This is a genomic window from Devosia sp. MC1541, assembly GCF_012847305.1.
GTDB lineage: Bacteria > Pseudomonadota > Alphaproteobacteria > Rhizobiales > Devosiaceae > Devosia.
Map to the genome: position 1 here is coordinate 1 of NZ_JABBDZ010000011.1, position 21,550 is coordinate 21,550.

17 protein-coding genes and 1 riboswitch are annotated in these 21,550 nt (G+C 58.6%); of the genes, 3 read left to right on the plus strand and 14 right to left on the minus strand.

Annotated features, from left to right (window positions below; genetic code table 11):
- The 3 genes from HKD40_RS12150 to HKD40_RS12160 all read right to left on the minus strand — a co-directional run.
- A partial coding sequence (locus HKD40_RS12150) for a DUF5801 repeats-in-toxin domain-containing protein (protein ID WP_169196042.1) occupies positions 1–2,552 on the minus strand: 2,552 nt, incomplete at its 3' end.
- Positions 2,553–2,934: 382 nt separating this feature from the next.
- Positions 2,935–4,848, minus strand: a complete 1,914-nt coding sequence (locus HKD40_RS12155; RefSeq protein ID WP_169196043.1) for a TonB-dependent receptor — start codon at positions 4,846–4,848, stop codon at positions 2,935–2,937.
- A 36-nt stretch (positions 4,849–4,884) separates the two neighbouring features.
- A riboswitch (cobalamin riboswitch) is annotated at positions 4,885–5,074 on the minus strand.
- A 137-nt stretch (positions 5,075–5,211) separates the two neighbouring features.
- Positions 5,212–5,427: a cold-shock protein gene (locus tag HKD40_RS12160; RefSeq protein ID WP_169196044.1), complete on the minus strand. Its 216-nt coding sequence runs from the start codon at positions 5,425–5,427 to the stop codon at positions 5,212–5,214.
- A gap of 412 nt (positions 5,428–5,839) precedes the next feature.
- Here HKD40_RS12160 and HKD40_RS12165 point away from each other — a divergent pair, with 412 nt between their 5' ends.
- On the plus strand, positions 5,840–7,066 hold the full coding sequence (locus HKD40_RS12165; RefSeq protein WP_169196045.1) for a Zn-dependent hydrolase: 1,227 nt from the start codon (positions 5,840–5,842) through the stop codon (positions 7,064–7,066).
- Positions 7,067–7,126: 60 nt separating this feature from the next.
- On the opposite strand, the gene HKD40_RS12170 is transcribed toward HKD40_RS12165, so the two are convergent.
- Positions 7,127–7,519: a RidA family protein gene (locus HKD40_RS12170; RefSeq protein WP_169196046.1), complete on the minus strand. Its 393-nt coding sequence runs from the start codon at positions 7,517–7,519 to the stop codon at positions 7,127–7,129.
- Positions 7,520–7,654: 135 nt separating this feature from the next.
- Between HKD40_RS12170 and HKD40_RS12175 the strand changes: the two genes are divergently transcribed.
- Positions 7,655–8,251 carry a TetR/AcrR family transcriptional regulator gene (locus tag HKD40_RS12175; protein WP_169196047.1) on the plus strand — a complete coding sequence of 199 codons (597 nt, stop codon included), beginning with the start codon at positions 7,655–7,657 and terminating at the stop codon, positions 8,249–8,251.
- 71 nt (positions 8,252–8,322) lie between these two features.
- On the opposite strand, the gene HKD40_RS12180 is transcribed toward HKD40_RS12175, so the two are convergent.
- From HKD40_RS12180 to HKD40_RS12205, 6 genes are read right to left on the minus strand one after another with little or no spacing between them, the layout of a single operon-like run.
- Entirely contained in the window at positions 8,323–9,234 is a 912-nt protein-coding gene (locus HKD40_RS12180; protein ID WP_169196048.1) for a carbohydrate kinase family protein, read from the minus strand.
- Between the two features lie 2 nt (positions 9,235–9,236).
- The gene (locus HKD40_RS12185) at positions 9,237–10,238 is read right to left on the minus strand and encodes an ABC transporter permease (protein ID WP_169196049.1); all 1,002 of its coding nucleotides are present in this window, start codon (positions 10,236–10,238) and stop codon (positions 9,237–9,239) included.
- Positions 10,235–11,353: an ABC transporter permease gene (locus HKD40_RS12190; RefSeq protein ID WP_169196050.1), complete on the minus strand. Its 1,119-nt coding sequence runs from the start codon at positions 11,351–11,353 to the stop codon at positions 10,235–10,237. The genes HKD40_RS12185 and HKD40_RS12190 overlap by 4 nt, the downstream gene beginning before the upstream one ends.
- Positions 11,350–12,957, minus strand: coding sequence for an ABC transporter ATP-binding protein (locus HKD40_RS12195; protein WP_169196051.1), 1,608 nt, complete (start codon positions 12,955–12,957; stop codon positions 11,350–11,352). Before HKD40_RS12195 ends, HKD40_RS12190 begins: the two co-directional genes overlap by 4 nt.
- Positions 12,958–12,983: 26 nt before the next feature.
- Positions 12,984–14,039, minus strand: coding sequence for a BMP family ABC transporter substrate-binding protein (locus HKD40_RS12200; RefSeq protein ID WP_169196052.1), 1,056 nt, complete (start codon positions 14,037–14,039; stop codon positions 12,984–12,986).
- Between the two features lie 13 nt (positions 14,040–14,052).
- Complete coding sequence (locus HKD40_RS12205; protein WP_169196053.1) at positions 14,053–14,802, minus strand: GntR family transcriptional regulator; 750 nt, start codon at positions 14,800–14,802, stop codon at positions 14,053–14,055.
- A gap of 154 nt (positions 14,803–14,956) precedes the next feature.
- On the opposite strand from HKD40_RS12205, the gene HKD40_RS12210 reads away from it, so the two are divergent.
- Entirely contained in the window at positions 14,957–15,607 is a 651-nt protein-coding gene (locus tag HKD40_RS12210) for a phosphoribosylanthranilate isomerase (RefSeq protein WP_169196054.1), read from the plus strand.
- A gap of 60 nt (positions 15,608–15,667) precedes the next feature.
- Here HKD40_RS12210 and HKD40_RS12215 read toward each other — a convergent pair whose 3' ends face one another.
- Genes HKD40_RS12215 through HKD40_RS12230 form a run of 4 tightly spaced genes read right to left on the minus strand, consistent with a single transcriptional unit; the run spans position 15,668 to position 21,523 of the window.
- Positions 15,668–18,751: an efflux RND transporter permease subunit gene (locus tag HKD40_RS12215; protein ID WP_169196055.1), complete on the minus strand. Its 3,084-nt coding sequence runs from the start codon at positions 18,749–18,751 to the stop codon at positions 15,668–15,670.
- Positions 18,748–19,836, minus strand: coding sequence for an efflux RND transporter periplasmic adaptor subunit (locus HKD40_RS12220; protein WP_169196056.1), 1,089 nt, complete (start codon positions 19,834–19,836; stop codon positions 18,748–18,750). Before HKD40_RS12220 ends, HKD40_RS12215 begins: the two co-directional genes overlap by 4 nt.
- Entirely contained in the window at positions 19,833–20,906 is a 1,074-nt protein-coding gene (locus HKD40_RS12225; RefSeq protein ID WP_169196057.1) for an efflux RND transporter periplasmic adaptor subunit, read from the minus strand. Before HKD40_RS12225 ends, HKD40_RS12220 begins: the two co-directional genes overlap by 4 nt.
- Positions 20,907–20,911: 5 nt before the next feature.
- The gene (locus HKD40_RS12230; protein ID WP_169196058.1) at positions 20,912–21,523 is read right to left on the minus strand and encodes a TetR/AcrR family transcriptional regulator; all 612 of its coding nucleotides are present in this window, start codon (positions 21,521–21,523) and stop codon (positions 20,912–20,914) included.
- Between the last annotated feature and the right edge of the window lie 27 nt (positions 21,524–21,550).

Below are 21,550 nucleotides of genomic sequence, written 5' to 3' on the forward strand. Positions count from 1 at the left end.
AAGGCAAAAGTGCCCTTGCTCAGATCGAGGCTGTGGGACGCGGTATCACCATCGGCGTCGGTGACGGTGGCAACGAGCTTGAGGGCATTGGCCACAGCGTTGAGGGTCTGCGTGTCATCTGGATTGGTTTTGTCGCCGTGCCAGATGGCCTTGATCTGATCGAGCTTGAGTGTGCCATCGGCATTGAGCGTGATGGTGAAGTAGTTTTGTCCACCAGCTGAGCCGGTGATGACATTGCCCGTCTGATTGAGAACGATCTGGGTCCCCTGAGCGCCATTGGTGCCATGGGCGTAGAGGCCACTGGCGACATTGGAGCCGGTGAGGCTGAGGGCATAGCTGGTGGAGCCAGCGCCGTCAGCGCCATAGGAGATGGCACTGCTAAACAGATTGGTCAGATTGGCCGAAGCGTCGGTTGTGAGGGTGGTTTCATCGACGATGAGTTGGGTTGGTTTCCCGACCTTGTCGCCGTCGATCTTTGGACCATCATCCTTAAAGGCAAAAGTGCCCTTGCTCAGATCGAGGCTGTGGGACGCGGTATCACCATCGGCGTCGGTGACGGTGGCAACGAGCTTGAGGGCATTGGCCACAGCGTTGAGGGTCTGCGTGTCATCTGGATTGGTTTTGTCGCCGTGCCAGATGGCCTTGATCTGATCGAGCTTGAGTGTGCCATCGGCATTGAGCGTGATGGTGAAGTAGTTTTGTCCACCAGCTGAGCCGGTGATGACATTGCCCGTCTGATTGAGAACGATCTGGGTCCCCTGAGCGCCATTGGTGCCATGGGCGTAGAGGCCACTGGCGACATTGGAGCCGGTGAGGCTGAGGGCATAGCTGGTGGAGCCAGCGCCGTCAGCGCCATAGGAGATGGCACTGCTAAACAGATTGGTCAGATTGGCCGAAGCGTCGGTTGTGAGGGTGGTTTCATCGACGATGAGTTGGGTTGGTTTCCCGACCTTGTCGCCGTCGATCTTTGGACCATCATCCTTGAAGGCAAAAGTGTTCTGGCTCAGATCGAGGCTGTGGGAGGCTTTGTCGCCGTCTCGGTCTGTGGCCGTTGCGATGATGGTTATCGCTTCTGGCGCGGCAGACAGAGTCTGGGTGTCATCGGGATTGGTTGTGTCGGCGTGCCAAAGGGCGTTTTTTTGGACGAGGGTGACCGCACCCGTGTCCGGGTTGATCGTGATTTCGAAATAGGTGACGTCGCCCACCTTGCCGAAGATGATATTGCCGCTCTGGCTCAGGAGAATTTCGGCACCTTTGCCGTTATCCGCGCTAGCGTCGAGGGCATAGAGGCCGGAGCCGACGCTGGGGCCCGAGAGCTTTAGTGCGTAGTTTAGGGAGGCTTTGCCATCAGCGCCGAACTCTACGGCGTCTTCGAAGGCGCTGGCAAAGTTGGCTGTGTGCTCGGTGTTGAGATGGGTTTCGTCGGCAGCCAGCGGCCTGACCGCGAGTAGGCGCTCAGCGTCAAAACTTGGCATGTCGTCGGCAATTTCAAAGGTCAGCGTGCTGCTGGCCTGATCGCCCGAACCATCGGTGACGCGGAATGCAATATTGGCCAGGATGTCGAGATCCTCGCCCTGGGTGGCGTGCTGGATTGGGCCGAGCAATTGCGCTTCGAGCGTATAGGTGACCGCGCCGTTTTCGCCGCGCGTGGCTCCACTGAGGGAGATGGTGAGCAGGGGCTCGCCAGTCGAGGAGCGTCCGACGATGGCGCCGCCTTCCACTGCGAAGGTCAGAGGCAGGCCATCAAGACCTTGCAGCTGACCGTTGAGGTTTGCAGAGCCAAGGAGTTCAAAGGAGCCCATCAGGTCGGTAGGGGCGTCGTTGCCATACTGAACAAGGATGTTGATCTGTTGGGAGGACGCTCCGGAGGATGCGGTTTCGCCGGCGCGGAGGGGTGAACTGTCGGCAGCTGCCTGCGGCAGACCATCTTCATCGAGCATGCCGACGCGGCCGCCAACACCATAGACAATGCTTTCAATGGTTGGCTTGTCATTGTCGGGCGCGATGCCGCGACGCAGCACGCTAGGATAGAGTTCACGCAGTTCGGGGAGGGTGAATGCCAGCGCGGTCGGCGGCAGAAGATCACCGAGTGGGAAGGCATCGCCAATGCCACCGACTGGAACCTCAAAATTACCGCCGGAGCTTTGCGCGGTTATGCGACCCGGGCCAGCTGCGATGTCGATGTCATTGGCTGCGAAGAGCAGCGCAACGGTCTGCGATGGAATTTCGACGGTGCCCAAGATGATCCGGATGCCATCAACGGCACCGTTCTCCACGACCAAAATCGTGCCGTCGGGTTGAACAAACTCGAGGTTGGCGCCGTTTACGCGGACTTGGTCAAGATTAGCGTCTGCCGGGAGTCGAACCGTCTCAGCGTTGTCGAGTTCGAATACGACCTGTTTGCCCTCAGTAGCTGGACTGAAGTCCTCCGTAATTGGAGTGTCAGTTGCTGCTTCCGCGACCACTTTTACATCATTGAGGTCGAGGCGTGTCGCGCCGTTGCTCACGTGCTCAAGAGAAGGGGTGTGATCGTTTGTAAAGCGCGCGGCCATAATAGTCTCCGGCAGAAAAATTGCGTCCTGCCGAAGTAACTACGTAAAAATACTGATGTGACAATTCCGTGAGGAGCTTGCCTTTATACTCCCGTATGTACGGGGTGTTCACGTTTTTCGATAAAGATTTAGAGGAGCATAACTCCGTATAATTCAGGATAAGTATCCTAGAGATTCTGGGAGTTGCTGGTGCCAATTTTCGTGATGATTATGGAGATTTACGGATGTTACCTTGAAATGTTGAAGATTCTAGTAACGTCGCAATCGCCGAAATGGCGATATTATACGGTTATTATTTCGCAGTAAGAGGCGTTTGCTGGTACGTTACACGTTTCGAGATGATGCTCGGTAACACGCATCGCTTGTCACCGAGCTTGATTGATTAGAAGCTGGCCTTAGCGCCGACGTAGAAGGTGCGGCCGGGAGAGTTGAACCCGTAAACGGTTTGATTGGCCGTGTTGAGAATGTTCGTCACGCGGCCATAGACTTCGACGTTCTCATTGACCTTGTAGTTGAGGCCTGCGCTGAGGTCCGTGAAGGCGGGGATTGTGGCGAGTCCGCCGTTTGACCAATCGCTGTCTTTGGCTTCGCCGACAAAGCTTGCACTGGTGTGCAAAGTTAGGGGGATGTCTTCGAGCGTGTATCGCAGGTTGACGACGCCGACGTGGGCCGGACGACGAACTTCGACTTCACCATCAGCTGTTCGGGCGTGCGTATAGGTGTAGCTGGCGGAGGCGACAAAGCCATTGAGGAAATCGAGCGTGCCGGTCAGTTCCAGCCCTTGGCGTGTGCTGATACCGGGAAGATTTATGACGGTCGATGTCCCGGAGGAGCTGGCCGTTTTGATCAGATCTTCTAGTCTTTGATTGAAGTAGGTCGCATCGACAATCAGTTGGCCACCGAAGAGCGACTGCTCAACGCCAATGTCCCACGCAAAGCTCTGCTCTGGACGCAGATTTGGGTTCGGTGTGAACGTGCTGCTGCCGCCGTAGAACTGCTCGTAGAATGAGGGGTTAGAAGAGCCCGTGCCAAGGGAGGCGTGAAGACGCGTTCCAGCCTCGGGGATTTGCCAGGCAGAGCTAAGGCTGTAGCTGGTAAAATCCTCAAATCGATCATTGAGGTCGTGGCGCAGGGCAGCGGTAAGATAGAACTGGTTCGCGAAACGTCCGCGATACTCCCCGGTGAAAGCATGGCTCGAGCGCGTGAACATGTCGGCGTCGTAGGAAGACTTGTAGGTCTCTTGGGTCAGGTCGTAGCCGCCAGTGATGGTGTGTTCGGCATTGAGAAGGTCCGGCGTATAGAAGCGATGGCCGAGCTGATAGCTGCCCTTGTAACGGCGCGTTGTCGCGTCGGAGTCGCCCCATGCGCCGCCCTGAAACAGCTGGTCAACCTGATTTGCGCTGAAGCGCGCGGTTTGGAACCAGCTCGCGTCCTCATTCGTCCAGCGGCCGCCGAGCGAGCCGAGAAGCTCGCTCGTTCTGGTTGTGTCACCGCTGTCGTTCAATACGCCAAAGCTAACCTCATTGTCGCCTTCGGCGAGGGTGTTGGCATAGCGAAGATTGCCGTCGAGGGTGACGGACGGAGAAATGTCAGCGCGGAATTTGAAATTGGCATCAAAATGCTGCGCACCGTCTTTTTCATCGCCAATGCTGGAGATGTTAAAGCCGTCGGTCTGGCGGCTGGTAACACTGCCGGACCACGTGAAATTGTCCTGACCATATTGTAGCAGGGCCGAGCCCATCTTGGTGCCGTCACTGCCAAATTCGGTGCCGAGCGTGGTGCGTAACCCGCTGCGAATGCCGGGTTTGGTGACGATATTGATGACGCCCGAAATGGCATTGCTGCCCCAAAATGCGCCCTGCGGGCCGCGCAGAACTTCAATGCGCTCGACCTCGGCGATTTGCAGGCGGCCAAAGTCGAAGTCGCCATCGGATGCCGAATTGGCAACGACGCCGTCGATCATGACGAGGGTGTGGTTGGCTTCGCCGCCGCGAATGCGGACTTGAGACAAGGAGCCAACCGAGCCGCTGCTCGATACGGCCAGACCGGGCACTTGGCGCAGTACGTCGGCGATATAGGGGGCCTTGCTGATTTCAAGCTGCTTGGCGTCGATGACGGTGAGGGAGCGGCCCATCTGTTCGCGCTGCATGGGCGAGCGGTCGGCCTGAATAATGATGGTGCCGAGCACGGCATGCTGAGCAAGCGCGGGGGTGGCGCTGACAATGCAAGCGCTGGCGACAGTGGCCAGCAGTGCTCGTGACAGTGGGGAGATTGGAAACTGACGAAGCGTCGCCATGGCAAGTCCTCTTGCCGATCCGCCCGATCAGCACCCAGTGGATATCAGTTCCATGGCAGGTCTCCTGGCTTGCGGGTCAACCGAGCGCTCGCCTTCCCAGCTTTCGCCAGTGGCATGAGTAGCGCACGTCGCCGCTTACAGTTGCGGGGGCAGCTCCGGACTAAGGTCACGCCTTTACCGGATTCCCTATTATCCCCTCGCGGGGACCGTGGACCGCCTATCAATGCGTTTCCGGGGGAGGGGTGTCAATGTGGGCGAGGAGGAAGTTGCTGCGGCGATCCGCGCGGGCCTTGCAAAGCACTCTGCAGGCGTAAAAAAAAGGCCGCCAAAGGCGACCTTTCGTATTCTGATCGTAGCGTCGAATTACGACTGCAGCGACAGGTTGATTGCCGATTCACGACCGTCACGGCCGGTTTCGACTTCGTAGGTGACCTTGTCGTTTTCGTACAGGCCATCAACGCCCGAGCGCTGAACAGCAGAAATGTGTACGAAGTGGTCCTTGCCGCCGTTGTCGGGGGTGATGAAACCAAAACCCTTAGTGGCGTTGAAGAACTTGACGGTACCGGTGATGGAAGCCATTTTTATTTCCTTAAAGCTCGGAGCCGAAGCTAAACGAGCAATACTCCAAAGCGACATGCCTGGGAGCCTAACACGTTTGCAAGGTGCATCAGAAAGCCAAGGACCGGTAGAACCGGCAGAAAGGCAGCCGACTTAGGCTGAAAACGTATGAGCACTTTATGCCTGAATTTCATGGTCACAACAAGGCGAAACAGAAGAAATTCTCACTGACGCTACTAACGCCCTGTATGAATTCGCTTTTCCCGAGGCTTAAAGCGCCTGTTCTCGGCCTGAATGCGATCTTGAGCCGCTGATGTATCTAGCGAAATTTCCCCAGCGGAATAGCGCTGTCGATTGGTGAAATGGCCGGGAAAGCGGGACGCTGTGCTAGAGTTAGCGCTTATTGATCCCCGTTTTGAGTGACAAAGCCCAAATGAATTCTTCCCGTGTGGACACGCGAATCCTGATGTCGCGCCTAACCCGTTTGGGTGAGGTTGGGCGCGACGAGCGTGGTGTTCTGGCGCGTTTGGCGTGCTCTGACGCGGATCGGCAAGGGCGCGATCTGCTTTTGAAGTGGGCGCGCGAGTCGGGTTTTGAGACGCGTTGCGACGCGATCGGCAATCTTTTCATTGTCTACAATCCGAGTGGGTCGGACGAATCGCCGATTTTGATCGGGTCGCATATCGACAGCGTGATCAACGCGGGCATGTACGACGGTTGCTACGGCGTTTTGGCCGGGCTGGGCGTGTTGGAAACAATCAAAGCCGAGGGGGTGGCGATCAATCGGCCGCTCGCGCTGGTTGCTTTTACCAATGAAGAGGGTGTGCGGTTTACGCCTTCGCTGTTTGGTGCACGGGTTTTTACCGGCGTTTTGTCGCTCGAGGCCGCCTACGCAACGGCGGATCGGGATGGCGTTACTGTTGGAGAAGAGCTCCTGCGCATCGGCTATGTCGGCACGGATAGTTTCCCAACGCCTGCTGCCTATGTGGAACTGCACATAGAGCAAGGGCCGGTGTTGGAGGCTGATAAGCGCGACATTGGCGTTGTGACCGGTGTGAACGGGGCCTTTTCGATCCGCGTAAGTTTTGATGGTGTTGCCAATCATGCCGGGACAACGCCTATGCGGTTGCGGCGCGATGCGGGGCAGGGCGCAGCGCGGTTTATGCGCTTTGTTGATGAACTGGCGCGGGCACATACGCCCGAATTGGTGGCGACGGTGGGGACATTCTCACTTGAGCCGGGCGCCATTAATGTCATTCCCTCGCGCGCTGTTATGACTGTAGATTGCCGGAGCTCGAAGTCGGAGCTTTTGCGCATGGCGCGTGAGGCGATGGCAGCTGAGTTGGCGGCGATCTCTGAAGAGACTGCGCTGGGCACACACATGGCGGTGTTGGGAACCAGCGAGCCGGTTGATTTTGCACCAGATCTTATCGATTGCGTGGAAGAGACTGCCGTGGATCTTGGTTATTCCCATCTGCGTCTGCCCTCCGGAGCGGGGCATGATGCGCAGATGATGGCGGCGGTTTGTCCCGCCACCATGATCTTTGTGCCGAGCCTTGGCGGCATCAGCCACAATCCCCTTGAGCATTCTTCTGAAGAAGAATTGGCTAAGGGGGCCGCGGTATTGCTCGGGGTCGTTGAGGAATTGGTGACGCGTTAAGGCGTCGCCACTCCTTAGTACGGTCGTAGCATTGGGGCGGTGCCTGTAGGTCGTTCAGGGTTAGGACGGAATGCGGGCGATGACTTTGATTTCGAAGTCAAAACCAGAGAGCCAGTTCACGCCGACCGCTGTCCAATTTGGATAGGGCGCTTCTGGGAAAAATTCCGCGCGGACGGCCATGATATCACCGACCTGATTTTCTGGGTCGGTGTGGAATGTCGTTACGTCGATGATGTCTTCCAGACCCGCTCCAGCTGCGGCGAGAACCGCCTGAAGATTTTGGTAAGCACGTCGAACTTGATCAGCAAATACAGGCTCTGGCGTGCCATCTTCGCGACCGCCAACTTGGCCGGAGACAAAGAGTAAATCGCCCGAGCGCGTGGCAGCGGAGTAGCGGTGCGCCTCATAAAGGGCGTGACGGTTCGCCGGGAAAACCGGTGTGCTTGTGGGCATAAGAATTCTCGCATGTGTTGGTCGTCCGCTATGGGACGGCGCGCCTCGATGTGATATACGGCGCGTATGTGAATAGATACAGATACGCGCCGTATGTCAACTGGCATACGCAGTGTATGTGAGTTGGTATTTGAAATGGCCCGCAAAACCCGCGCTGAAATGATGGTAGAGACACGCGCCAAGTTGCTGGCGGCGGGGCGCAAGGCCTTTGCCGAGCACGGCTATGCTGACGCGTCGATGGATACGCTGACGGCTGATGTGGGGCTAACGCGGGGCGCGCTCTATCATAATTTTGGCGACAAACGCGGGTTGTTGGCTGCAGTCGTCAATGCAGTCGACACAGAAATGGCGGCGCGTGCCCACGATGCCGTTCGCGCGAGCAATCCTGCCAATCTTTGGGAGCAATTGGTTGCCGAAGGCATTGCCTATATGGAGCTGGCCACGGACCCGGAAATCCGCCGAATTGTGCTGCTCGATGGCCCGGCGGTTTTGGGCGACCCGTCACAGTGGGAAAGCCAGAGCGCTTGCCTCGTTGGTACGCGTTCGATCTTGGTGACGTTAATGGAAGAGGGCGTGGTCAAGCGGATGGATATTGAAGCGGCGGCGCGTTTGATGAACGGCGCAGCTCTCAATGCGGCGCTTTGGGTGGCGGCAAGTTCCGATCCCGATATGACCCTGCCGAAAGCGCGAGACGCCTTCCGGCATCTGATGAGGGGATTTTTAGCGCAGTGATATGTGCCGCCACCGAACCTGCGCCTGACTAAGGGGGAGGGATCGGGGCGGTGTTTGAGTAGCGCTGTAAACTAGGCCGAGAGCTTGGCTTGCACTTGCGCGATGTCCGGCAGGGCGGTGCGGGCGCCGACAGCAGAGACGCTGATCGCGGCGGCGGCACAGGCAAAGCGCAAGGTTTCAGCCAGAGATGCGCCGGCGAGATGAGCCGCGAGGAATGCGCCGTTGAAGCAATCGCCTGCGCCGGTGGCGTCAACCAAGCTGGTTGGGAAGCTGGACTGGGTGAGAGCTTGGTCGCGGGATACCGAAATTGCGCCTTCGGCGGCGCGGGTGACGGTGATCAGCTGCGGGCCGAAATCGAGGAGCTTTTCGACAGCGTCTGGCGTGAGGGGTTCGGCGGAGGTTGCCAGAAAACCGGGCTCATTCATGAAGACGATGTCGGACAGTTTTAGGAGCGCTTCGAGGCGTTCGCGATTGGGTGCAACAGCGGCTTCAATATCGATAGCGACAAGGCAGCCATCGGCGCGGGCGAGCCGAGAAATCGCGGTGAACTCTTCGATGTCATAGGGCATCGCATAGACAACGCGGGACTGCTGGACGGCTTTGGTGAGGCTGGCCTCATCGAAGGCAACGCCCGGCATGGGCGCGTAGACCAAAGCCTTTTCGCCTTCAGCGTTGACGATGATCATTGCGGAGGCGGTTGGGTCGTCCGAGACCGTCATATAGTCGTTGGAGATGCCGAGTTTGGCATTCTCTGCGAGCAGCATGGTGCCGTCAGCATCGGCGCCGACACGTCCGAACGCGGCAGTCTTGAGGCCGAGGCGGGCTGCGGCGCAAGCAACGTTTGCCGCTGTGCCGCCCCCAAATACGCCGAGCTTGCGACCCAAGAGCTTCTCGTCGGCCAGAGGGACCCGGTCGGCGAGATAGATATGGTCGGCGTTTGGATCGCCGTAAGCGAGCAGATCGATGGCGCGCGGGCTTGCCATGCTTAAGCGGCCTTCAACTGCGTTGCGGCTTGCTTGATCTTCCGGCGGGCGACGCGCTCCTGACGAATGTTGAACCCAACGAGGGCAATCAGGGTGAGGGTTGGCGGGATCATGAAGATGATCTGCGAGGGAACGTCAAACGCGCCGAGGCGTGCCGCAAAGACGGTCGATGCGCCAAAGACAAGCGCGGCAACCAGCGTGCCCCAAGGATTACGAGCGCCGAGGAACACTGCCGCAAGGGCAAGGAAACCGCGACCGCCGGTCATGTCTGCTTGGAACAGGTTGAGGTAGCCCATCGATAGGAAGACGCCACCAAGGGAAGCCAGAAGGCCGGAGAGCAGAAGAGCCGAATACTGGATTTTGCGGACCGAAATGCCCGAGGCGAGGGCGGCTTCGCGGTTTTCGCCGACAGCACGCAGGCGCAGTCCAAAGCGTGTGCGGTAGAGCAGGATGGCCAACAACGGCGCGGCGATCAGGGCGATGTAGACGATCATATTGTGGCCGTTGCCACCATCGCCGTTAAAGATCGGATCGAGCCAAGGCACGCCTTCAAGGAAAGGCATGGAGATATTAGGCAGCATAAAGGTCGTGAGCTGCGCTGTCGAACCCTTGTCACCCGTGAGGCTAAACAGCAGGAAGACGGTCAGGCCAGCGGCCAGAATGTTGACGCCGATGCCTGCAACGATGATGTCGGCGCCCAACTCAAGATGGAACACGGCCAAAAGGCCGGACACGAGAACGCCTGCGCCAACGCCACACACGAGGCCAAAGAGGGCGTAGAACCAGATCGGCGAGCCGGGGAACCAGATGGCGGCATAACCCGAAGCGATTGCGCCAAAGAAGGCCGCAATCAGCATAATGCCTTCAAGCGCGACATTGGTGGAGCCCGCCAGGTCGGAAATCAGGCCGCCCATGGCAGCCAAAATGATCGGGGCAGCTGCGCGCAGGACGGCGGCGAGCAAGGTGCCGAAGGTGACACCCCATGCGGCGAGTTCGAAAGTCATGCGCTGACCTCGGTGGTAGAAGACTTAGCCTTGCGCTGGAACAGCTTGGCGAAAAGGGCAGGGCCAAAGCGTTCAGCAACAACGAAGATGATGATGAAGGCCTGAATGATCATGACCATTTCACGGGTCACGTCAGTCGAGCGTTCCATGATCTGAGCGCCCACACGTAGATAGGCGTAGAGCAGCGCCACCAGCGGCACCGCCAAGGGATTATTGCGAGCCAGAAGCGCCACAACCATGCCCTCAAAACCAATGCCGGGGGCCAAATCCATCGGCAGGTTTTTAAGAAGGCCGTTGGCCGTGTGGAAACCCGCGAGACCTGCAAAAATGCCGCCGATGCCCATGGAGAGTGCAGTGGCCCAGCGCACCGGCACGCCAGCATATTTCGCAAAGCGCGGGTTTTCGCCGATCAGGTTGATCTCGAAGCCGGTTTTGGTCCGACGCATGATCAGCCAGACGATGATCGCGGCCGCGATAGCGAGGAAAATAACCGGGGTGACATTGGTGCGGTTGATCAGGATCGGCATCAGGGCTTCTTCCGGGAACGGCCCGGTTGTGATGAAGCCTGCTGTCGGATCGCGCAGCAGATAGGTGATGCAGAAGCGGTAGAATTGGAGCGCGATGACATTGAGCATCAGCGTCGCCACGATTTCATTGGTGCCGAAGCGAGCCTTCAGGGCCCCGGGGATCAGGCCCCAGATAAAGCCCGAAGTCATCGCGGCAAGGCAAGCGGCCGGCAGCACAACCCAGGACGGGCCTTGCAGCGTCATGCTGACAGCACCAGCGGCGAGAGCGCCGAAGAACAGCTGGCCGTCTGCGCCCATGGTGAACTGTTTGGCGCGGAAGGGGATCGCAACCGCTAGCCCCAGCAGGGTTAGCGTGGTGGCGTCTTCGAGCAGCGAACCGACGCGGGTGAGGCGCTTGATGGAAAGCTCGCCATCTTCAAACGAGATTTCGGGCCATGCGCCGGTGAGCAAGACCTTGAACGCGCCGACCGGGTCTTCGCTGGCGAAGGTGGTCATGATGAAACCGCAGAGCAAAGCTGCTGCGATAACGAAAACGAGGCGTCCGACGCGGGAGATCATGGAGCCTTTGGCAGAAGCTGGCGCGCTCATGAAGCTGTACTCTGAAGTTCGGTAGCAAAGGGGGCGCTGAGCTGGGCAGAGGCGTCTGGCTGACGCTTGAGGCCGGTCATGTAGAGCCCGATTTCGCGCTGATCGACGGTGTCGGCGCGGAAGTGAGCGGTGATCTCGCCCTTGAACAGGACCGCGATGCGATCCGAGAGGGCGAGCACTTCTTCAAGGTCGGCGGAGATCAGGAGCACTGCGCAACCACGGTCGCGCGCGGCAATGACTTCGTCGCGAAGGCCTTGGGCCGCGCCGATGTCGACGCCACGGGTGGGCTGGGCGGCGATGAAAAAGCGGGGCTGAGACGAGAGCTCGCGCGCCATGACCACTTTTTGCATATTGCCGCCGGACAGCGCAGCAACCGGGGTTTTGCCCGATGATGTTTTGACGCCGAACTTCTTGATCAGCTCAACGCCGCGCTGCTTGATATAGCTCGTGTTCAGCCAGCCAAACTTGGAGGTTGGGGCGTGATAATAAGACGTGGCGGCAAGGTTCTCGTCGATGGAGAGCGTTGCAGCGACGCCATCGCTGAGGCGATCTTCAGGGACCGCCGCCATGCCCATTTCGCGCGCCTTACGCACGCCCAGGCCGACAAAGCTGTCGCCACCGATTTCGGCAGTGCCGGAATGCGGATCGGCGAGACCAGAGAGAACGCGGGCCAAGAAGTCCTGACCATTGCCTTCAACGCCAGCGATGCCGAGGATTTCGCCCGGCGCGACGTCGAGGGTAACGTTGGAGAGTTCGATCGTGCCTTGATTGTTGATGTGACCGAGATTGCGGACCACCACGAGTGGGGTCTTGTCGCGGGCATCAACGCGCGGCACAGGGGGGATCGAGAGGGGGCGACCAACCATCATTTCAGCGATGGTTTTATGATCGATATCGACGGTGTCGGCTGCGCCAGTCACCTTGCCATCGCGCAGGACGGTAAGGCGATTGGAGATCGCTTTCACTTCCGCAAGCTTATGGGTGATGATGACTACTGTCACGCCGGACGCCACGAGGCGCTGGATCGCGGCAAACAGCTCATCGCATTCTTGCGGAGTTAGCACTGCTGTGGGTTCATCCATGAGGATGATGCGCGCGCCGCGGTAGAGCGTCTTTAAGATTTCAACGCGCTGCTGGGTCCCGATAGAACAATCGGCAACTTTGGCAGCGGGGTTCACGTCGAGACCATAGGTCGACGCGAGATCGGCGACCGCCTTTTCGGCGGCAGCGCGGTCCAGCAAGCCATTGGACTGGCGCGGCTCTTGGCCCAGCACGATGTTTTCGGCAATGGTCAGTGAAGGCACCAGATTAAGGTGCTGCGCCACCATGCCAACGCCAGAGGCAATCGCCTGACTGGGGTGGGTGAAGCGGGCAGGCTGACCATTGATCAAAATCTGACCGGAGGTTGGGGTTTCAAGGCCATAGATCATTTTCATGATCGTGGACTTGCCAGCGCCATTCTCGCCGCAGATCGCGTGGATTTCTCCAGCACGAATGGTCAGCGAGACGTGTTCATTGGCGAGCGTGCCATTGGGATAGCGCTTGGTGACGTCGCGCAACTCAATAGCAGGGGCGCCCTCGGAAATCGAAGGGGCGATGTGCATCTAAAAATCTCCGAGGGCAGATAGGCTTAGAGAGTTGTTGGGACGTCGATAGAGCCGTCGATGATCTTGGCTTCGATGGCCTTGATCTCTTCCATCACGTCAGCTGGAACGACAGCATCGGTGTACTTGTTGACGGCGATAGCGATCGCGCCTTCCTTCAGGCCAAGCGATTCAGCCGAGCCGAGCTTGAGCTCGCCCTTCTGGAGCTGCTCGAAAGCGTAGACGACAGAATTGTCGACCTGCTTGAGGACCGAGGTGAAGATGCGCTCTGCGGTTTCCGGACGGGATTCTTCGAACAGAAGAGCCTGATCAGAATCGACGCCGATGACATAGCGGCCAGCTTCAACAGCGGCTTCAATGGTGCCCTGACCCGAAGCGCCTGCGACCTGGAACACAATGCTTGCGCCCTGATCGTACATGGCCTTGCCGATTTCCTTGCCAACGGCAGGATCAGCGAAGGAGTTCGAGTACTGCTTGAGGACTTCGATTTCCGGGATGATCGACTTTGCGCCAGCTTCGTAGCCAACGAGGAAGTCATCGATAACCGGGATCGGCATTGCGCCGACAACACCGAGCTTGGAGCCTTCGGCAATGTCTTCAACGCCAGCCGTGGTGAGACGAGCCGACAGAGCGCCAGCAACGTATGCGCCTTCGTTCTGACGGAAGAGGATGGAATAGACGTTTTCACAGCCGCAAACGGCGTAGTCCACGGTGCCGTCAAAGACGACGAAGCGGATTTCTGGGAATTCTACCGCGATCTTTTCGATCAGCGGGACCATGGTGAAGGTGCCTGCAACGATGGTGTCGTAGTCGCCGCTTTCAGCGATATCGAACAGCGCTGCTTCCCAACGGGTTGGGTCGTAACCGCCTTCGACGGTCTTGGTTTCGATGCCCATTTCAGCATTGATGCGCTGAATGCCGCGTTCCGCGGAGTCGAAGAACGACTTGTCGCCGAGAGTGCCGTTGATGAAGTAAACGACACTTTCCGGGGCGCGCTGCAGATCTTCCGCCATCGCGCCACCCGCAGTCGCCAGCGTCAGTGCGCTAACAGCAAGACCTGCGGCCTTCAAAACCTTCAACATGAGCTCTCCTAAGCTACTTCGTGAGTTGGCTGAACTGGTTAATCCTGGTCGTGTAGCGATACGTCGATACGTAGCGCATCACGCAGTATTCGATGGGCTGGCGGCGATCGGACAAGGTGACCCGCTCACACAGCAGCAGGGGCGAGCCCTGCTCAACATTAAGATGGGACGCGTCTTCAGGCCCTGCGGCAATTGCGCCGAGGCTCTCAAGTGCTTCTGCCAGCGCGATATTAAATCGAGCGCGGAGCAGCTTATAAAGGGAACCAACCTCAGCAAGCTCGCTTAGCGTGAAAGAGCTGTTTTGGGGTAGGTTCAGATAGGCTTCCTGCAAACCAACGGGCCGGTCGTCGACCGTTCGAATGCGGACGACTTTGGTGATGAGGCGCTTGGGCTCAATCTCAAGCACACCAGCGATAGCAATGCTGGCCGGAAATTGTTCGACAGAAAGAACGGTTTGACCTGCGGTTTCGCCACGCTTGCTGGTGTCGACCGAGAAGCCATCGATGAACCGCGACATCTGCTGGACGGCCGGTGGGGATACAAAGGTCCCGCGCCCATGATCGCCGTAGACGACGCCGATCGTCTCAAGAAGTTTCAGTGATTTACGGACGGTGTCGCGACTGACTTGGTAGCGCAGGGCGAGATCGCGCTCGGCGGGCAGCGGCCCATCGGCGGCAAATTCACCTGTTTCGATCGCCCCGCGCAATTGTTCTGCGAGGCGGCGGTAGAGCGGTCCATCTGTGTTCAGTGCAGAAGAGGTCATGAGAGATCCCTGTCGGACGGGGCGTGCTAAGTGGCACGTACCAATAAGTCAACTTCACGGATTAGTGATTAAATATCAGGCAGGGCTGCGCAAAATTTGACTTCGGTGGTACGTACCAATAGAAGCCGGGGTGATATTTTAGGGAGTCTTTTGTATGGCTGAGCTGCCAAGCTTTATTGCGTTTACGGGTTTGGATAACCCCGCGCAGATCGGTGATTTGCGGGCGCTTTCAGCGCGTTACCCGATTGAATGGGGCGTCTTGGTGGATGATGCGCAGACAGAAAAGCCGCTGTTTCCAGATGCAGAAAAACGCAAAGCTTTTGTGACAGCTGGTGGGCTGCGCTTGGCAGCCCACGTGTGCGGAGAACAGGCACGCCGCATCGCCAACGAGCCAGACAGCGTGGACGTAGAACTATTTGGTTATTCCCGCGTCCAAGTTAATCACAGCTTTACCGGGAGTTCGGCCGCCCACATTGAGAACACCGTCTATTTCGGGCGGAAGATCGGGGTTCGCTCGATGCTGCAGTTCAGCAAAGAGACGCCTAGCGATTCTCGGCTCGATTGGTTGTTCGATGTGTCCTTCGGCACAGGCGTAGCTCCAACCGCGTGGCCGACGCTGGCGAAGAACGGTCCCTTCGTGGGCTTCTCGGGCGGGATCGGGCCAGACACGGTCAAGGATGTGCTGAAGGCGATCGATGCGCCGCAGGGCGTTCAGTACTGGATCGACATGGAGTCGCGCATCCGCACCGACGGTTATCTTGATCTGAACAAGTGCGAGGCCGTGTGCCGGGCAGTTTACGGTTGATTTCAGGCTAAAAAGCAGATGTGAAAAGGGGCGGTATAGACCGCCCCTTTCTTGTGCCAATTACGGGTGTGGTGCTGGTGCAACGGCCAGCTCGGCTTCAGGCGTTTCCTCCGGATGGATACGGAACCACGCCACGTAAAGCGCGGGCAGGAATACGAGCGTGAGGATGGTGCCCACCAAAATTCCGCCGATCATGGCGTAGGCCATCGGTTCCCAGAACACTTCCGTCGCAATCGGAATAAGACCCAAGCTGGCAGCGAGCGCAGTGAGGATGATCGGGCGCACACGGTGTTCCGTGGCGTCGACGACGGCGTTCCATGCATGCATCCCCTCAGAGCGCAGATGCTCGATCTGCACGATCAGGATCACCGAATTTCGGATGAGGATGCCGACAAGCGCCAAGACGCCGAGAATGGCGACAAAGCCCAGAGGTTTGCCGAAGGGCAAGAGCGCCGCGACGACGCCAATGACCGCGAGAGGGGCCACAGCGAAGACGAGGATGAGGCGCGAGAAGCTCTGCAGCTGGATCATGAGCACGGTGGCCATGATGAAGAGCATCAGCGGCACCACCGCAACGATCGGCGTGATCGATTGCTCGCTGCTTTCCACCTCACCACCGGTGACGACAGAGTAACCCGCGGGAAGCGATTGGGCGAAGTCAGCGACCAATGGGGCCAATGCGCTGGCAACGCTGGCGGGCTGGATCGTGCCGACAACATCAGCATTGAGCGTGACGGTTGGCGCACGGTCGCGGCGGTTTATGACCGGTTGTTCCTGCTCATAGCGCAGAGTAGCAATCGAAGAGAGCGGGATGGAGCGACCATCGCCCGTTGCCAACTGCATGTCTTGCAGGGGTTCTATAGACCCACGATCAGTGGCTTCAGAGCGTCCGGTGACAGTGACGAGATAGATATTGTCTCTAATCTGCGTAATGGGCTGCCCCGATGTGACGCCATTGAGGGCGGTAGAGATGTCGCTGTTGGAAATGCCCAGCTGACGGGCCTTATCCTCAAGCACATCGACCTGCACAACTTGCATGCTTTCCATCCAATCATAGCGAACCGGACCGAGGTCTGGATTCTGGCTGATGACGGCGGCGAGACGCTGCGCTTGAGTGCGGAGGGTTTGGATGTCCGGGCCGCTCACACGGTACTGGATCGGGCGGGTGACAGGCGGGCCGAGTGCCAGACGGCGCACATAGGTATCAGTGCCGGGGAAGGTCTGCTGCAGATAGGCCTCGATTTCCGCCTTCACCCCGTCACGGACTTTAAGCCCTTTTGTGACAATGACTGTCTGGGCGATGTTGGGCATAGCCACGGGCACATCAAGGGTCAGAACGAAGCGTGGCGCGCCTTCCCCTATGTGGCTCGAGTAGTGATCGATATTCGGGTTTTGAGCGAGGAGATCGGATTCGAACTTGGTGACCTGCCGTTCAGTTTCGGCGATCGAGGCGTTTTGCGGCAACGTCCATTCCACGATCAACTCTGGGCGATCCGACGATGGGAAGAACTGCTGCGGAACAAGGGTCATGCCGAAGAGGGAGGCGCCAAAGAGCGCAATGGTGACGACAATCGTGAGCCATCGATGGCGCATCGCCCCTTGAATGAGGGCTGAGAAGGCACGCATGGCACGGCTCTTTTTGCCAGCCTTGTGCTTCATCTGCTTTGGCAGAATGGAAACGCCAATGAGCGGGGTGAACAGCACGGCCACAACCCATGAAACCAAGAGGGCTATTGCCAACACCACGAAGAGCGTGAAGGTGAATTCGCCAGCCTGGGATGAGTTTAGGCCGATAGGGACAAAGCCCGCCACAGTGACGATAGTGCCGGTGAGCATGGGGAAGGCGGTGGAGGTGTAAACCGCCACGGCAGCCTTTTTGAGAGAGTCTCCTGCCTCAAGTCGAGACACCATCATTTCTACGGCAATCATGGCGTCGTCGACCAAAAGCCCGAGCGAGATGATGAGGGCGCCGAGCGACACACGTTGAAGCGAAATGTCGAGATAGCTCATGAAGAGGAAGGTGATTGCGAGCACGAGCGGGATGGAGAGGGCGACCACCATGCCGGCACGCAAGCCGAGGCTGACGAAGCAGACCACGAGAACAATGCCAACAGCCTCAAACAAGGCTTTGGTGAAACCGTTGACGGCTTCTTCAACCACGTGCGGCTGATCAGAGACGCGATGGATCTCGACGCCATAGGGCAGTTCGCCAACGATGCGTTCGACTTCGGCAGTCAGCTCTTCGCCGAAATGCAAGAGATTGCCACCAGCACGCATGCCAATGGCGAGGCCAATTGCTGGCTCCCCATTGTAGTGGAAGAGCGCCGTTGGTGGGTCGGTATATCCGCGCTGAACGCTGGCCACGTCGACGAGACGGAAGAACTGGTCGCCGATCCGCAGATTGACGCGCTCAAGACTTTCTTCTGAGGAGAATTGTCCACCCACGCGCACCGCAACCCGCTGAGCGCCTGCCTGGATGACACCCGATGGGCTAATCGCGTTCTGATCCTGCAGGGTCGCAATGACCTCGGCAGCGCTGACACCCATTGCAGCAAGCTGACGGGAGGAGAATTCGAGGTAGACCTGCTCACTCTGGGCGCCGATGAGTTCGACAGTGCCAGCTTCTTTGAGAGTTAAAATCTTGGACCGTGCATCTTCGACATAGTCGCGCAACTGACGATGGGTCAGGCCATCGGCCGTGAAGGCGTAGATATTGCCATAGACGTCGCCGAAGCGGTCGTTGAAGAAGGGTCCTTGTACGCCTTGGGGGAAGGTGCGGGCGATGTCGCTGACCATGGCGCGCACTTCGAGCCAAGTCTGGCGAACGGTCGCCGCCGGGGTCTCATTGCGCAGATTGACGAAAATTGTCGTCGAGCCAGCGGTGGTTGTCGAGCGCGTGAAATCGAGCGTCTGCAAATCCTGCAGTTCGCGTTCAATGCGCTCCGTAACCTGTGTCGCCATTTCTTCAGGTGCAGCGCCGGGCCAGGCAGCGGCAATGACCATGGTGCGGATGGCAAAGGCCGGATCTTCCTCACGACCAAGGCTTAAATAGGAGAATACACCCGCCACCATGGCGACGATCATGAAGTACCAGACCATAGAGCGGTGCTGGAGGGCCCATTCGGAGAGGTTGAAGGACTTCATTTTTTGCTCTCCAGAATGAGTTTGACGGACTGGCCGTCGGTCAGGCTGTTGACGCCCGCGACGACCACGCGCTCGCCGGCCTGTAAGCCGACGCTGACGATTGCACGCCCAGAAGCTGGCGCACCGCGGAGGACGACTTCTCGATAGTGAACGGTGGCGTTGGGTTCATCGACAATCCAAACGCCGGTTTTGCCATCTTCGAATTTGACAGCACTTGCGGGAATGGTGAGTTGCTGCTTGCTGGATGCCACCAAAGCTGCACTCGCCGTTGACCCCAGCCAAAAGGCTTCCACTTCGGTCTCAATACCGATTTTGATGCGCCAAGCCCGCGTTATCGGGTCTGCTTGGGGGGCGATCTCGCGTACCGTTCCGGGGACGCTCGTTTCAGGGGTCAATTGAGGCCAAATCTGAAACTCTGTGCCGACCGAGACCTCACCCATGAGGCTATCGGGCAGGTCAAGGACGAGATCGCGCGTTGTTGGGTCGGCTAGGATGATGATGGATTGCCCGGCAGCGACGACCGAGCCTGCTTCGGTGTTTACGGCAGTGACAATGCCGTCGAAGGGGGCGAGCAGAGTTGTGTAGGAGAGCTGTTCGTGCGTTTGGCGCAAGCGAGATTCAGCTTGGACGAGCATCGCCTTTGCCCCTGACGTCTGCTGTTCAGCAAGCTCAAGATTGGCAATGGAGACGACGTCCGTTTGCGTGAGGGTGCGCAGGCGCCCTTCAGCGGCGGCGGCATTGGCGTATTGGGCTTTTGCCGAAGCGAGATCGGCGCGTGCGGTTTGAACCGCTAGGTTTTGAGTGGTGGCGTCGAGATTGGCGAGAGGTGTTCCCTCGCTGACTTGCGCACCCAGATCGACCTGACGTGTGACTAAGGTTCCACCGACGCGAAAAGCAATCGAAGCCGATACGCGCGGGGAAACCACACCAACAAATTGTGGGGCAGACGCGTGCTGCTCTGTAACGAGTTGGGTGAGTACGGGGCGCACGGTTGCGATGTCGCCCGGCGCAGCGTCTTCAGCCCATGATGGTATCGACAGGCACAGCGCAAGCGCCGAGGCGGTCAGGAGAGTGACGGACTTCATGGCTGGGCCACCTCTCGGGTATCGACAACGAGGCCGGGGGACAGGAACTGACCGCCGGAGACGACCACCTTCTCGTTATCCTCAAGCCCATCGGCAAGGATCGCGACGCCGCTCTCGTAGCGTTCGACAGCGACTGCTCGCAGAGAGACTGTGTTGTCGGCGGAGACGAGCCAAACGGCCACTTGGCCATCAGCTAGCGTCAGAGCCTGCATCGGTAGGGTAACGTGATCGTCTTGTCTGACTTGCAAGCGGACGGAGACTGGCACGCCTAGGGGCAGGCTGGGGTCAACTTCAACTTTCACCGGGACAGTGCCTGTCGCGTCCAAAGCCGGAGCAATTTCGGCTATGCGTCCGGTGGTGATGGCGGCTGGATTTGAAATGGGGGACACCGAGACCTGTTGGTTCATGTCCCAGCCAGATATTGCGGCTTCCTGCACATTGATCCGGGCGTTGCGCGGGCCATCTTCTGCGATGAGAAAGACAGGAGCGCCTGCTTGGACGACTTCGTCGACATTGGCGAGTTTGCGGATGACCACACCATCCGCACGCGCCTTGAGTGTTGTGTAGCTGAGAGCTTCCTGGGCGAGTTCGAGCTGCGCCTGCGCACTCTCAGCTGTGCCGGAGGCCGTTTCCCAAGCCGTCTTCGCCCCATCGAGCGCGCTTCGCGTCGTCAGTCCCTGATCCCAGAGAGATGTCTGTCGATCGAGCGCAGTCTTGGTCTGCGCCAGGCGTGATTGCGCTGCCGTGACACCCGCCTGTGCCGCGTCAACATCAGCTTGGTATTCTGCAGGGCTCATGCGCGCTAGAACTTGCCCGGCCTGTACGCGCTGGCCGACGTCTACAGTGAGCGTCGAAAGTCTGCCGCTGATCAGAAAGGCGGCAGACGCTTGAGCTTTGGCTTCGACCGACCCTGTGAGGGTTTGTGAAAGCGTTCGGAGCTGATGAGTGACCGTTACGACCTCGACGAGCGGGGTCGGTTTGGTCGCAGTATTCGCGGGAGCGTCACACGCGGCGAGGCCGGCAATGCTGGCCAATGCGGCAAGTTTGAGTAGTGAGGGGGTGTTAAGCATCGGCTTTAGCGTCCTTCAGCCGGGAGGAATTGAGCGAGGTAGAGGAGGCGAGCGGTATCTGCCATGCGCGCCGCGAGATCGGCAGGCGTGCAGAGCAAATCCCCTCGGATCCAGCGCACGACGAGCCACATCGATCCGCCTGCGATAACGTCAGAGAGTTGGCTGAGTTTTTCACTTGCCAAGGGACTGAGATCGTCGGTCGTACGGGTGAGCATGCGCTGGCTGACGAATTGAACGAGCTCTTCGAAGAACGCCGCGGTGGCTGCGCCTTCGATAGAGCGCAAATAGAATGCGCGGTGGGCGTCGATGTGAATGAGGGCGGGCAGGGCATGTTGCGTCACGGTCTGCTCGATGGTCTCTGGTGTGCAGACCCCAGTGAATGGCGGTAATACGGTGGCGACGCGTTCAAGTGCTGCGCGCTGCAGAGCTGAGGAAACGTCCGGGAAATGCTGATAGAACGTCGGGCGCGTAACCCCAGCTGTCTCCACCAGCTTGGTGATGGAAATGGGCTGTGACGGGTCTGCGTCGACTAAGGCGACAACTGCGTCCAACAGGGCACGTCGTGTCCTGAGGAGGCGAGGATCGTCGTCTTTATTGCGCGGCTGCGGCTCTGACATGGCTGATCATGTTTTTTACAAACGTAA